15 protein-coding genes are annotated in these 13,093 nt (G+C 64.0%); all 15 read right to left on the reverse strand.

Annotated features, from left to right (window positions below):
* Positions 1 to 132: 132 nt before the first annotated feature.
* Positions 133 to 798 (reverse strand): hypothetical protein, encoded by a 666-nt coding sequence (locus tag JHD63_RS09025; protein ID WP_198970417.1) that lies wholly within the window; start codon positions 796 to 798, stop codon positions 133 to 135.
* The gene (gene gspM, locus JHD63_RS09030) at positions 795 to 1,346 is read right to left on the reverse strand and encodes a type II secretion system protein GspM (protein WP_198970418.1); all 552 of its coding nucleotides are present in this window, start codon (positions 1,344 to 1,346) and stop codon (positions 795 to 797) included. The genes JHD63_RS09025 and gspM overlap by 4 nt, the downstream gene beginning before the upstream one ends.
* A gap of 9 nt (positions 1,347 to 1,355) precedes the next feature.
* Positions 1,356 to 2,723, reverse strand: coding sequence for a PilN domain-containing protein (locus JHD63_RS09035; protein ID WP_198970419.1), 1,368 nt, complete (start codon positions 2,721 to 2,723; stop codon positions 1,356 to 1,358).
* Positions 2,720 to 3,589, reverse strand: a complete 870-nt coding sequence (locus JHD63_RS09040; protein ID WP_198970420.1) for a general secretion pathway protein GspK — start codon at positions 3,587 to 3,589, stop codon at positions 2,720 to 2,722. The genes JHD63_RS09035 and JHD63_RS09040 overlap by 4 nt, the downstream gene beginning before the upstream one ends.
* A complete protein-coding gene (locus JHD63_RS09045) occupies positions 3,586 to 4,269 on the reverse strand; it encodes a prepilin-type N-terminal cleavage/methylation domain-containing protein (protein WP_198970421.1) in 684 nt (227 codons plus the stop codon). Before JHD63_RS09045 ends, JHD63_RS09040 begins: the two co-directional genes overlap by 4 nt.
* Positions 4,266 to 4,679, reverse strand: a complete 414-nt coding sequence (locus JHD63_RS09050; protein ID WP_370590440.1) for a type IV pilus modification PilV family protein — start codon at positions 4,677 to 4,679, stop codon at positions 4,266 to 4,268. Before JHD63_RS09050 ends, JHD63_RS09045 begins: the two co-directional genes overlap by 4 nt.
* On the reverse strand, positions 4,676 to 5,125 hold the full coding sequence (locus JHD63_RS09055; protein WP_198970423.1) for a GspH/FimT family pseudopilin: 450 nt from the start codon (positions 5,123 to 5,125) through the stop codon (positions 4,676 to 4,678). The genes JHD63_RS09050 and JHD63_RS09055 overlap by 4 nt, the downstream gene beginning before the upstream one ends.
* A gap of 15 nt (positions 5,126 to 5,140) precedes the next feature.
* A complete protein-coding gene (gene gspG, locus JHD63_RS09060) occupies positions 5,141 to 5,578 on the reverse strand; it encodes a type II secretion system major pseudopilin GspG (RefSeq protein ID WP_198970424.1) in 438 nt (145 codons plus the stop codon).
* 24 nt (positions 5,579 to 5,602) lie between these two features.
* Positions 5,603 to 6,841: a type II secretion system F family protein gene (locus JHD63_RS09065; RefSeq protein WP_198970425.1), complete on the reverse strand. Its 1,239-nt coding sequence runs from the start codon at positions 6,839 to 6,841 to the stop codon at positions 5,603 to 5,605.
* Positions 6,834 to 8,543, reverse strand: coding sequence for a GspE/PulE family protein (locus tag JHD63_RS09070; protein ID WP_198970433.1), 1,710 nt, complete (start codon positions 8,541 to 8,543; stop codon positions 6,834 to 6,836). The genes JHD63_RS09065 and JHD63_RS09070 overlap by 8 nt, the downstream gene beginning before the upstream one ends.
* A 98-nt stretch (positions 8,544 to 8,641) precedes the next feature.
* Positions 8,642 to 9,187, reverse strand: a complete 546-nt coding sequence (gene rfbC / locus JHD63_RS09075; protein ID WP_198970426.1) for a dTDP-4-dehydrorhamnose 3,5-epimerase — start codon at positions 9,185 to 9,187, stop codon at positions 8,642 to 8,644.
* Positions 9,184 to 10,077, reverse strand: a complete 894-nt coding sequence (rfbA, locus tag JHD63_RS09080) for a glucose-1-phosphate thymidylyltransferase RfbA (protein ID WP_198970427.1) — start codon at positions 10,075 to 10,077, stop codon at positions 9,184 to 9,186. The genes rfbC and rfbA overlap by 4 nt, the downstream gene beginning before the upstream one ends.
* Positions 10,078 to 10,087: 10 nt before the next feature.
* The gene (rfbD, locus tag JHD63_RS09085) at positions 10,088 to 10,987 is read right to left on the reverse strand and encodes a dTDP-4-dehydrorhamnose reductase (protein ID WP_198970428.1); all 900 of its coding nucleotides are present in this window, start codon (positions 10,985 to 10,987) and stop codon (positions 10,088 to 10,090) included.
* Positions 10,988 to 10,997: 10 nt separating this feature from the next.
* Positions 10,998 to 12,068, reverse strand: a complete 1,071-nt coding sequence (rfbB, locus tag JHD63_RS09090; protein WP_198970429.1) for a dTDP-glucose 4,6-dehydratase — start codon at positions 12,066 to 12,068, stop codon at positions 10,998 to 11,000.
* Between the two features lie 34 nt (positions 12,069 to 12,102).
* Positions 12,103 to 12,876 carry a type III pantothenate kinase gene (locus JHD63_RS09095; protein WP_198970430.1) on the reverse strand — a complete coding sequence of 258 codons (774 nt, stop codon included), beginning with the start codon at positions 12,874 to 12,876 and terminating at the stop codon, positions 12,103 to 12,105.
* Positions 12,877 to 13,093 lie beyond the last annotated feature (217 nt).

Genomic DNA, 13,093 nt, shown 5'->3' on the forward strand with positions numbered 1-13,093 from the left:
GATGAAGAAACAAGATGGCTGCGGCGCGGCAGTGCGGCACGGAGCAGGCCCGAAAGACCACAGCCTCCGTGGCGTGCAGGGCGCGACATGCCCTGTGAGTGGAGAGCTTCATGCGACGGTGCCTGCCAGCATTCAGGGTGCGAGACGGAATGATCCGTCCGGCATGGGAATGGGAAGTCCCGAGGCGCGCGGCGGCCCTCCCGCTGGGGCCGGAGCGGCAGGCGCGGGCGCCATCGCCCCACGCGGAACCCCTCCCTGCACGAACGTGGCCGGCCCTTGAGGCGCAGGCTTGGGCCGTACCAGGCTCAGCACGCGGGTCTCGGCTCCGCGCTTGAAGGTGACGTCGCGGCTGCCGATGGAGGCGAGCGTCCACGCACCAATCATGTCGTTGACTAGGATGCGGCGGGCCTTGCCCTCCTGGTCGGCGATCGCGCCTCCGCCTGCCGCGCTCGAGAAGACACCCAGAATGCGGACCTTGTCCAGCGGGTCTGGTGGCGGTGGCGGCTCGACCTTCTCCACGATCTTGGGCGGTGGCGGCTTGCGCGTCGGGGAGAAAAGGGGCCGCTCCAGGATGGCCACGAACTGGCTGGGATCGATGCTGCGGGAAGCGTCCAGTGCCGAAGAACTACCGTCGGCGATGTCTGGCACGAGCGCCTGCGGCGGCTCCCAGTGGATATTGCGGAGTGTGCCGGACGGGCCGACCCACAGGGCGGCGATGACGAGCAGCAGCACGAGCGGCAGCAGGACCAGCACGCGGGGTGCCGCGGTGCGCGCTTTCAGGGTAAAGCCTGTGCTCATGACCGGGCTCGCAGTACGTAGAAAGAGAACTGCACCATCAAACGGCTGGCCTCAGGGCGTTGGTAGCTGCTGGCCTGAATGTTCATGCGGTCGATGAGAATGGCCGGCGTCTGGCTGCCCAGGCCGACCAGCGCAGCCTGCAGTGCCAGCAAATCCCCCTCGGCCCTCACGCTGATCGGGATGCGCTCCATGTCCCCATCCGCCTTGGGCGCGAGCACCTGGCTGCTGCTGATGTCGAGCTTCGCGGCGGTCAGCACCGCGCGGATCTTCTGCTGTGCATCGTTGCCGGCCTGGGTGGCGTCCTGGGCCGCGGGGTAGGTGAACTTCTCCAGCGTGGCACGAACCGATGCCTGCGCAGCCTCGAGCTTTGGCTTGGCGGCCTCAAGCCCCAGCAGTCGCGCGTAGCGCGGCTCGATCTGCTCTATGCGCCCCGCAAACTCGACATGCTTGGACGCAACAAAGTAAACGCCCACGGCAACGGGCAGCAACAACAGCAGCCCCAGACAGGCAAGGGCCACGCGATCCTGGCGGCGGAGGTACAAGGTCATTCCCGTCTCTCAAGGATTGGGCGCGGGCGCCGGGGGCCGTGGCGCGCGGCCGCCGATGGTGGCACGGCTCAGGGGGTTGGATGCCGGCGCTTCGGATGCGTCGTTGCTGGCCAGTCCAGTCGCGGGCGGCTGCTCGGCTGGCGCAAGGGGCGGATAGGCGGGTTTTCCTGGGGCGGCAGGCAAGAGCGGCGGGCTGAAAGGTGCCGGCGCGGGAGCGGCGTTTGTCTGCTGGCTGTCCAATACTGGCGCGGGCGCCGCAGGGACTGGAGCGGGAGCGGGAGCCGGGGCGGCCGTTTCGGCCTGGGCCACGGCCGTGCGCGGGATCACGCCCGGTATGTCCAGAACGAACTCCACGCCGAACGATTCCTTTGCAGCGCCCGGCTGCCGGGTGGCGGCCTGTGAGGCCTTGAGTTCGCGTATGCCCGAAGTGCTGCCCAGGCGGCTCATCAAGGCCGCCGAGTTCTCGGTCATGCCGCTCAGTGAAATCTTGAGCCCTTCGATCTGCAGGGTCTGTATGAACGTGTCGTCCGGGACGGCGTTGGTGAGAATCTCCAGGACGCGCAAGGGCGCCGCGCTCTCGCCCACGGCGGACTCCAGCGCCTTGAGTCTGGCCGACGAGCGGACAAACTGTTCCCGTAGCTCGACCACCGGCCGCGTCCGCTGCTGGACTTCGGAAAAGGAAGCGGCTGCATCGCGCGCCCGCATCCATAACTGGAGCGTCGGAGTTACGGCAATTACGCCGAGTAGGCAAATGCCTATCGCGAGGAAGGCATATGTCCGGCGTTGCCGACGTTGCCCATCACGCGCCCGCGCTCCTTCGCCAAACCCTTGCAGCACGATGGGCGCAGCGGCTGGCTCGGGCTGGGCGGGCATCACCCAGACCTCCAGTTGGCTGGCCTCTACGCCCAGGGCCTGAGCCGCAGGAGGCAACAGCCGCTCGGCATGGGCACGCGAGGCCAACGCTGCCTCGACCTGGAGCCTGGGCCCGCTGCCAGGCCGCAGGCGCCATCCCCACACGAGACTGCCTGCGGCAAAAGGACTGATGCTCTGGACTTCCAGCGCCAGGGCATCCGCGACTTGCGCCTGCGGCATGGCAGGCATGGTCGTGGCGTGGCGCAGGACAATGGAATCGGGAATTTCGACGGCCGCGAAGCGCGCCTGACCAGAAGGCGACTTTTCCTGCCCGGGCGCGACCAAGCTACCGTTGCGCCAAGTCTCCACATTGCCATTGGCGCGGAGGACGCGCACCGCTGCCGGCTCGGTCAACCAGACAAAAGGGGGGCCCTGCAGCACTTGGCCCCATAGCGTGGCGAGGCCCTGCACTCCAGAGCGCAGATCCACACCAAACAGCCGAAAGTCATTGGATAGAAGCGTCATTGCCGATCAGTTGCACCAGGCGGCAACGCGACAACACCGCCGCTCTGCAAAATGCGCCATGGAAGTTCGCTTTGTGGCCCGGCTTGAAAAGTGACGTCCTGGGTGAAGCGCATGCTGGCGCCATCCGGCAGGGGGACATTCGCAATCAGGCGGTAAGCGCGCGAGACTGCGCTGCCGATGAAAGATGCCTCGAGCTGCGTCAAGTCAACCCCCACGGCATCTGTTCGCCGTGCGGCCGCTATGCGCTCGGCCACCTGCGCGTTGCCTTTTGCCAGAACCAGCAAAACCCCGTCCGGAGCGCACAGAGGATTGACAGCGCCACCCGATGTCTGACCTGCCGCCACAAGCTGCGCGATCCTAGCATAGACGTCATACGTAAAGCCCGGCACAAGCATGAGATCCTCGGGTGCGTCGAAACCAAACGTACGCCCCCCGGAATCACGCTGCGTGCGCCACTGCACGACCGCCTGCGCTCCCGCGGCCGCGGCTGCAGGCGGCATACCGCCAGCCACGGCAAACAGCGCCTCCAGCAAAGGGGGCTGAGCGCTGTTCAGATCGATCAGACCGTTCATTGGGAACACTTGTACCGTCGTGGACACGCCACGAAATGCCACGTCGATCGACATCAGACGATTCACGGCGCCGGGCTTCGCCGCCATCTGCTGCAATACCAGATTGATGGCGGCTTCGGCTGCGGCACGGCCCTCGACCGCCTGGCGTGCGCTCGTCGCGGAACGCACCTCCTGCCGGACCGAGCGCGTCATGCCGGTCAGCATCAGGCTGAGGGCCGCCACGATCCAGAGGACGGCAACAAGCGCCATTCCCGCATCACGCATTCGCGGCCGTCGTACGAGGCGCATGCTCATGAGGTTGTGCCCCCGATCACCGCGCCGCCGCTGCCGATAGGGCGCCCGCCAAACTGCCGCAGCGGCAGCACCAGATCGGGCCAGGCGCTGGTGGTGGTGGAGACGCGAATGTTGACGCGTGCAGGCAGACGGTCTGGAATGGACCAGGAAGCGCTCCAGCGCGGCCCATCGGTCATGTCGTCCTCATAGAGGATGGAGAAAGCCGTCAGATCATCGACCAATACCCGCGAATCTGCGCCGGACCAGTCGGGGAAGCCCGGGGCATCCTTCCAGGGCATGAAGCGGATGACCAGTGCCGAGCGGCCGGCGACGGACTCGGCCGCGAGGCGAAAGAAATAACGCCCCCCGGCGCCGTACCTGGGAGGCATCACGCCGATCCATGCGACCCCCCCGGGCGCCCCCTGGAACACGAAGGTGTTCTGGCCCTCGGTCTGGATGGCGAGACTCTTCTTGGCATAGACACGACCCAGGACTGCCCTCAGAAAGCCCGTGCCCGTGCGGAAATCATCCAGGCGGGTCAGGCGATCGGACACTCTCGACTCGGTCTGCACCATGCCGCGCATGGCCGCCCCCAGGGCGAGCATGACGATGGCCAGCAGGGTGATGGCCACCAGAATCTCCACGAGCGTGAATCCCCTGGAGCGAAAGGGTGCGGTTGAGGGCTGACGAATCAGGCTCATGGCTGACGCCCCCCGGGCAGCGGGCGCGCCTGAGGCCGCAGGGTTGCGAGGTCATAGCGCTTCTCGGTCCCGCCTTCCAACCATGTAATGCTCACGGCAACCTCATACAGTGGCGGCGCGGCCGGGCCGTTCACGTCGGTGGGATAGGGAGCGCTGCGCACCTGCCATCGGTAGCCTGCGGATTCGCCCTGATCGTTCCAGCCGGCAGGTGGAACCGCGTCGCGCAGATTGAGCACCGATTCCGCGAGCAGGGCTGCGTGCTGGTAGTGTTCAAGCTCCCCTGCGTTGCGCGCGGAGCCGCCGCTGACGCGGTAGATCATGGCGAGCGAGAACGCCATGATGGAAAAGGCGACCAGCATCTCCAACAGCGAAAACCCCCGCTGAGGTCGGACGGGATATGCAGCACTCACGGCGCAATCGGCTCCTGCTCCACGCGGCCGGTCAGCCAATCCACACGCAAGCGCACCCCGGCACCCGAAGCGCGGAGCAGGTCGATACTGCCGCCGCTGGCGCCACCGCCCGGCAGGAAGCGAATCGATGCCAGACCACTGCTATCCAGTTCCTGGCTGGCGACCGTGGCGCGCAAGGTCAGCGCCGGCGCCAAGGCATGCCGCGGGGCGCCGTCCAGGCCGTACCAGCGCTGCCGGAGGTCTACGCTGAACCGGGTTTCGGCCCCGCTGGACATGGCACGCCAGCGTGCCAGCCGCATCTCCGAAACGATGGCGCGCAGCGTATCCCGGTACTCGGCCGATTCGCGCAGACGCTGGAACGCCAGCGGGGCAATGCCGACGATGAGTGCGGCAATGGCGAAGACGACCAAGAGCTCGACCAGGGTGAACCCCCGCGGCCGCCTCATGCGAGTACGGCAGTCTTACTGCTTGTTCTGGATGTCGGCGTTTTCGCCATCGCCACCGGGGGCGCCATCGGCACCGAAGGAGATGATGTCGATGCCGCCATTGGCACCAGGATTTGCATACTTGTACGGATGTCCCCAGGGATCGGAAGGAACTCCGCCCTTCAGATAGGGCCCTGCCCAACCATTGGCGGAGCCGGGCTTGGCCGCCAATGCGTTGAGCCCTTCCTCGGTGGTGGGATAGCGGCCGACATCGAGCTTGAACAGGTCCAGCCCCTTCTCGATATCCGCAATCTGCACCGCGGCGGTCTTGGACTTCGCACCGCCCAGCATCCCCAGCACGCGCGGCCCAACCAGGCCTGCCAGCATGGTCAGAATGGCCAACACCACCAACAACTCGATCAGTGTGAAACCGCGCGAAGCGCGGCGGATACGACGTGTGTGAATACTCACCATTCCAGTTCCTTCAGTAGCAAAAGATCATACCGCGAGGTCGTTGATCGACAGAATGCCCATCAGGATGGACACGATGATGGTCGCGATCAGGAAACCCAGCACCAGGATGAGCACGGGTTCGACCAGTGTCAGCGCGCGCTTGATACCTGTCTCGACTTCGCGATTGAGAATATTGGCCAACTCCAGCATCATGGGGCCGACGCGCCCCGTCTCTTCCCCGACGCGGATCAGGTTGATCGCGAGCGGTTCGAAGATCCTGGTTGCCGCCACCGCCGTGACCAGCTTGCCGCCATCCTTGACCATCGGGGCAACCTGCTCCAACGGCTTTCTCAGCACCGTATTGCTGACCGTCTCGGTGGCGATGCGCAGCGCGGCCAGCATGGGCACGCCATTGCCCAGCAGCGTTCCCAGAGAGCGGGAGAAAAGCGTGAGTTCGTACTTCCACATCAGGCGGCCAATGACCGGCACCTTGAGCAGGCGTGCCTGCCACCAGGCGCGCCCTGCGGGGGACCTGAGCCACCGGGCCACGAACCACACCAGCAGTGCTGCCACCATGGCCATCACCAGGCCATAGTCGGAAAAGGCATGCCCCAAGTGCATCACGATCCGCGTCGGCATGGGAAGTGCGTCGCCCATGTCCTGGAACAGTTTCTCGAACTGCGGCACGACGAACCCGAGCATCACCACCAGGGAGATGACTGCGACGGCCAGCAGGATGGCAGGGTAAATGGTGGCGGAAATGACGCTTTCGCGCAGGGCGCGCAGGCGGTCCATGTGCTCGACCAGGCGCGCCAGCACCGATGACAGTTGCCCACTGGCCTCGCCGGAGCGCACCATGTTGATGTAGAAGTCGCCGAACAGTTCGCGATTGCGCGATAGCGCGCGGCTGAACGGCGTCCCGCGTTTGACGTCCTCCAGCGTCTGCTGCAACATGGCAGCGACCGAGGGCTTGTGGCTCATTTCGATCAGCACGCGCAGCGCGCTGTCCAGCGCCAAGCCAGCCTTGAGCATGATGGACAGTTCGGACGTGAGCGCCAGGATGTCCGCCTGGTTGACCGGCCCTTGCGACGCCCGCGGCTTGCGGCTGGAGCCTGCGGCGAGTGCGGGCTGCGTCGCGGCGCCGGGGGCGGCATCCTCGATCTTCAGAGGTGTCAGCCCGCGCTCCCGCAGCAGTTTCATGGCGTGCGCGGGCGTGTCCGCGGTGATGTGCCCCTGCACGACCTGTCCTGCTGCCTGGGCGGCGCGCCATGCGAAATCAGGCATCGCCCTGGTCCTGCGTCACGCGCATCAGCTCATCCAGCGTCGTGACGCCAGCGGATACCTTGCGCAGTCCGTCCTGATAGAGCGACAACATGCCGGTTTGTGCAGCAATATCGTTCAAGGCGCTGGCGTCCTTGCCGTCCAGGATGGCGCGGCGCATCGGCTCGTCGATGACGAACAATTCGTGTATGCCGGTGCGCCCCTGGTAGCCGCCGCCGCGGCAATGCTCGCATCCGCGCGCCTGGTAAATGGGCTGCGCCGCATCATGGAAGCGCCCAAGCCCGGAAGTCCTCAGCAATTCAGCGGAGGGAATGTAGGGTTCCTTGCAGTGGGTGCAAAGCGTACGCACCAGGCGCTGCGCCAGCACGCCATTGACCGACGAGGTGATGAGATAGCTTTCCACGCCCATGTCCTTCATGCGGATCACGGCGCCTGCGGCGGTATTGGTGTGCAGGGTGGAAAGCACCAGGTGGCCGGTGAGTGCCGACTGCACCGCGATCTGCGCGGTTTCGCCGTCGCGCATTTCGCCGATCATGATGATGTCCGGATCCTGCCGCAGGATGGAACGCAACGCACTCGCGAAGGTCAGGCCGATCTGCGGGTGCACCTGGATCTGGTTGATGCCCTCCAGTTGGTATTCGACAGGCTCCTCGACCGTGATGATCTTCTGCGCGTCGGCGTCGAGCTTGGAGAGCGCCGCGTAAAGCGTCGTGGTCTTGCCCGAGCCCGTTGGCCCCGTCACCAGCAAGATGCCGTGGGGCCGTGCCAACAATCCATTGAAGCGGCTCAGGGTGTCGGAGGCAAACCCCATCTTCTCCAGGCTGAAGCGAACACTGGCCCGATCCAGCACCCGCATCACCACACTTTCGCCGTGCACGGTGGGAACCGTGGAGACGCGCAGATCCAGTTCGCGCCCCTTGACCCGCGTCCTGACACGCCCGTCCTGCGGCAGGCGTCGCTCGGCGATATCCAGATGCGCCAGCAGTTTGACGCGGGAATTGACTGCCGCACTGTGCTTGGGCGGGACAATCTCTGCGGTATGGATCACGCCATCCACGCGGTAGCGCACGTGCAGCCCGTCGTCGAAAGGCTCCAGATGGATATCGGATGCGCGCAGTTCGATCACCCGGCCGATGATGGCGTTGACCAGCCGGATCACCGGAGCCTCGCTGGCCAGGTCTTTCAGGTGTTCGACGAAGTCGCCGGAATCGGAATCGTCGGAAAGACCGTCGCCCTCCTCGCCTCCCGCCCCTTCGACCGGTTGCGCCAGGGCCTTCTCGATTTCGCTCTCTATGCCCAGGAACGGCCGAATCTGCAAGCCGGTAGCAAGATGCAGGGCTTTCACCACAAAGGCGTCTTGCGGCACGGCCATGACCACGTCGAGCCGGCCGTCCTCCAGCCGCAAGGGGTACACGCCATTGGCGGCCAGAAACTCGGGCAGAAGTCCTTCGACTTCCGGCTGCACGGCGGGAAACTCCTCCGCAGGCACGACCGGTATGTTCAGTTGCGCGGACAGCGTGCGCACGACGTCCACTTCGGACACCAGCCCCAGCCTGACCAGCACGCGGCCCAGCAGGCTGCCCATTTCCTCTTGCGCGCCAAGTGCGCGCTCCAGATCCCGTGGCGTAAGTTTGCCAGCCCGCACCAACAGCTCGCCGATGCGCGGCTCGGGCGTCTCCGACAGGACGTCCAGACGGGGTTCCATGCTCAGGGTTTCTTCGGCGTTCATGCTGTTCAAGGCGGCTGAGATTCGGGCATCAAGCGGTGTCACGTGCAGTCACGAAGCGTGCGACGGTGCGGGCCTCATGGGTAGACTTCCGCGAGCTCGAACTTCACGCCTGCCGCATCCTTCGCAGAAAGCCGAGGAGACGTTCCGGCCGGCCACTGGATGCCAAGGGAAGGATCATCCCATGCAATGCACCGCTCATGCGCCGGGGCATAGTAATCGGTGGTCTTGTAGAGGAATTCAGCCGATTCGCTGAGTACCAGGAAGCCATGCGCAAATCCGGGCGGCACCCACAATTGCCTGTGATTGTCCTCGCTCAGTTCATAGCCGACCCACTTCCCGAAGTGAGGAGAGGATCGGCGCAGATCCACCGCCACGTCGAAGACCGCACCACGCACCACCCGCACCAGCTTGCCCTGGGGCTGCCGTATCTGGTAGTGCAGGCCGCGCAGCACTCCCCTGGCAGAACGCGAGTGGTTGTCCTGTACAAACCTCACGTTCAGGCCAGTCGCGGCCTGGAACAGGCTCTCGTTGTAGCTCTCGAAGAAAAAGCCGCGCGCATCGCCAAATAGACGAGGCTCGAGCAACAGGACCTCCGGCAAAGAAGTAGGAACGATGTTCACGCGTGTACCTTCTGTCCGTCCTGAAGCAGGCGGCTCAGGTACATGCCGTAGCCGCTCTTGCGCAAGGGAGCGGCCAGGCGCTCCAGTTGTGCGTCACTGATGAAGCCGTGGCGCCAGGCGATTTCCTCGGGGCAGGCGATCTTGAGTCCTTGCCGATGCTCCAGTGTGGCAATGAACTGGCCAGCCTCGAGCAAGCTGTCGTGCGTGCCGGTATCGAGCCAGGCATAGCCTCGCTTCATGATCTGCACCTGCAGTGTTCCGCGTGCCAGATAGGCCTGGTTCACGGCGGTGATCTCCAGTTCGCCACGGGCACTGGGGCGCACCGCCTTGGCGACGTCGACCACATCGCTGTCGTAAAAATAAAGACCGGTCACGGCATAGCTGCTCAAAGGGCGAGCAGGCTTTTCCTCGATGCTCATGGCTTTGCCAGCGCCATCAAAGGCCACGACGCCATAGCGTTCCGGGTCTTGGACATGGTAGGCAAACACCGTTGCGCCTTCGGCCTGCGCGTCGGCATGGGCCAGCATCGGGCCAAGGTCATGGCCGTAGAAGATGTTGTCGCCGAGCACCAGCGCGCTGGGCGCACCTTGAAGAAACGACTCTCCGATAATGAAGGCCTGCGCCAGCCCATCGGGGCTGGGCTGTACTGCGTACTGAAGGCTCAGCCCCCATTGGGAGCCGTCACCCAGCAGCTGCTGGAAACGGGGAGTGTCCTGCGGCGTGCTGATCACCAGAATGTCGCGAATACCCGCCAGCATGAGCGTACACAGCGGGTAATAGATCATGGGTTTGTCATAGACCGGCAGCAGTTGCTTGCTGATCGCCAGCGTTGCCGGGTGCAGGCGCGTACCGGAGCCGCCTGCAAGGATGATGCCCTTGCGCTGAGTCATGCATGTGCCTTCACAGGATTTCCTCCACCATTCGCCTGACACCGGACTGCCACTCAGGCAGTTCCAATCCGAAGGTTTTTCTGAATTTGCGCGTATCGAGGCGCGAGTTGTGCGGGCGTTGAGCCGCAGTGGGAAACGCGCTGGACGGCACGCGCTCGATGTCGTCCGGCTGGACCTGCAGCCGACAACCCCGGCTTTGGGCTTGCTGCAGAACCAGGCGTGCATAGTCGAACCAGGAGGCTTCGCCGCCCGCTGCCAGATGGTACAGGCCCGCGTGCGCCAAGCCATCGGGCTGCGCGACCACCTGCCGGAGGGCCTGGGCGGTCGCGTCCGCCAGCAGATCGGCGCCCGTAGGCGCGCCTATCTGGTCATCCACCACCTTCAGCTCGGTTCGCTCCTGTGCCAGCCGCAGCATGGTCCTGGCGAAATTGCTGCCGCGTGCGGCGTATACCCAACTGGTCCGCAAGATCAGGTGGCGTGGATTGGTATGCTGCACCTGCTGCTCGCCTTCAAGCTTGGTGCGGCCATACACATTCAAAGGCGCTGTCGCATCGGCTTCGGCAAAAGGCGTCCGGCCACGGCCATCGAAGACGTAGTCGGTGGAATAGTGGACCAGCCAGGCGCCGATGCGCTGCGCCGTCTGCGCAAGGACTGCCGGCGCGGTGGTATTGACGGTATATGCCAGGTCAGGCTCGCGCTCGGCCTGGTCAACCGCTGTGTAGGCGGCGGCATTGACGACTACATCGGGCCGCACGGCCAGAACCGTATCGACAAGGTCTGCGGGGCGTGAGAAATCACCCGCCAGTCCCGGGGTGTCTCTTCCCACGGCTACCACGTTCCCCAACACGGCAAGGCTGCGCTGCAGCTCCCATCCGAGTTGCCCGTCTTTCCCGAAAAGCAGAATCTTCATAGGTTTCGGGTCAGGCAAGCGCCGTCTCCGCATACTGCGTTTGCATCCACGTGCGATAAGCGCCGCTCTGGACATTGGCCACCCAATCCGGATGCTCCAGATACCATGCAACGGTCTTGCGAAGTCCCGATGCAAAGGTCTCTGCAGGCTTCCATCCCAGTTCATGCTCCAGCTTGCGCGCGTCAATGGCGTAGCGACGGTCGTGGCCTGGCCGGTCCTTGACGAAGACGATCTGCTGCCGGTAGCTGCGGCCATCCGGTAAGGGGCGCCACTCATCCAGCAGGCCGCATATCTGGCCAACGATGTCCAGGTTGGTCTGCTCGTTCCATCCGCCTATGTTGTAGGTTTCCCCAACGCTGCCGCGCTCCAGCACCTGGCGAATGGCGCTGCAATGATCCCTGACATAGAGCCAGTCGCGGATCTGTTGGCCATCCCCGTAGATCGGCAATGGCTTGCCCGCAAGCGCATTGATGATCATCAGCGGAATGAGCTTTTCCGGGAAATGATACGGCCCGTAGTTGTTGGAACAATTGGTCGTCAGCACCGGCAAGCCATAGGTATGGTGCCAAGCCCGCACCAGATGGTCGCTTGCTGCCTTGCTTGCGGAGTATGGGCTGTTCGGCTCGAAGGGATGTTGCTCAGTGAACGCGGGCTCGCCGGGCTCCAGTGAGCCATAGACCTCGTCGGTTGAAACGTGCAGGAAGCGGAAAGCCTGCTGCTCCTCTTTCTCGAGAGAACTCCAGTATGCGCGCGAGGCCTCCAACAGATGCAAGGTGCCAACGACGTTGGTTTGGACGAACGCCTCCGGTCCTTTGATGGATCGATCCACATGGGATTCGGCGGCGAAATTGACCACCGCACGTGGACGATGCTGCGCAAACAAGTGGGCCAGCAGCGGAGCGTCGGCGATATCCCCGTGCACGAAAACATGCCTCGCATCCTGCTCAATCGAGGCGAGATTTTCCAGGTTGCCGGCATAGGTGAGCTTGTCCAGATTGAGGACTGGCTCATCATTCAGAGCCAGCCAGTCCAGTACGAAATTCGCGCCGATGAAGCCGGCGCCGCCTGTCACGATGATCATGAAAGCCTTCCAGTAGTTTCAGCGCTGGCGTGGCTCAGCGATGCGTTGCAAATCGCTCTTCGGCCATGGCCAGCAGACCTTCCAATATCAGGTTGTCCACCAACTCAAACGCGTGCGCCATGTGCGGCGCCATCTTCCAGCCTGCGCCGCCGCTCATGACACAGACGGGTTCTTCTCCTGTGTGAGTGCGGAGATGCCGGACCATGCGATCTACCGCACCCGCAATGGCATAGGTCCCACCACTGGTAAGTGCATCACTCGTATTGGTAGGAAACATATGGACTTCACCAGTAGGAACATGCAAGCCCGCAGTTCCCGACTCCAAGGCCCGCAGCATGATGCCGTGCCCCGGCAAGATCAATCCTCCTAGGAAACGGCCGCCGGAGTCGAGCGCATCCACGGTCACCGCCGTGCCGACCATCACCACGACGACCGGTTTAGGCACCGGCAACCGCAAGATCCGATCCCGGGCCCCGACCATGGCGACCCAGCGATCCGCCCCCAGGCGCGAAGGATGATCATAGCCATTGGTCACCCCTCCAGCTTCCGTCGTCGGGACGACCCATTGGGGGTGAACATCCCACAACTCCATCTGCTCTTCAACGCGCCTCTTGACACCCTCTCCCGCGACGATGCAGCCATACATGTGCTCAGGTACGACAAGCTGCGGCCACACCCGCTCACCCAAATGGTCGATATTCTCCAGAAATTCTGCGCCGTGCGACAGAAGTCTGGCCCCTCGGCGGGGTGACTCGTACTGGGCCCACTTCAGGCGGGTATTTCCCACGTCGATAGCCAGGAAGGTCATGACGAATTATCCCCTTTCGGTTCTACGCGACTCGCGGCATGTCATGGAGCGTACATCCGAACCGATATAAGCCGAACGTTCCGGATTCCAAAAAACAAAACCCCCGCTGCTGTGATGCAGAGGGGGTTTTGAGGGCTGTAAGAGCCTGACGATGACCTACTTTCACACGGGAACCCGCACTATCATCGGCGCTGAGTCGTTTCACTGTCCTGTTCGG

This window comes from Xylophilus sp. ASV27, assembly GCF_016428875.1.
Lineage (GTDB): Bacteria > Pseudomonadota > Gammaproteobacteria > Burkholderiales > Burkholderiaceae_C > Xylophilus.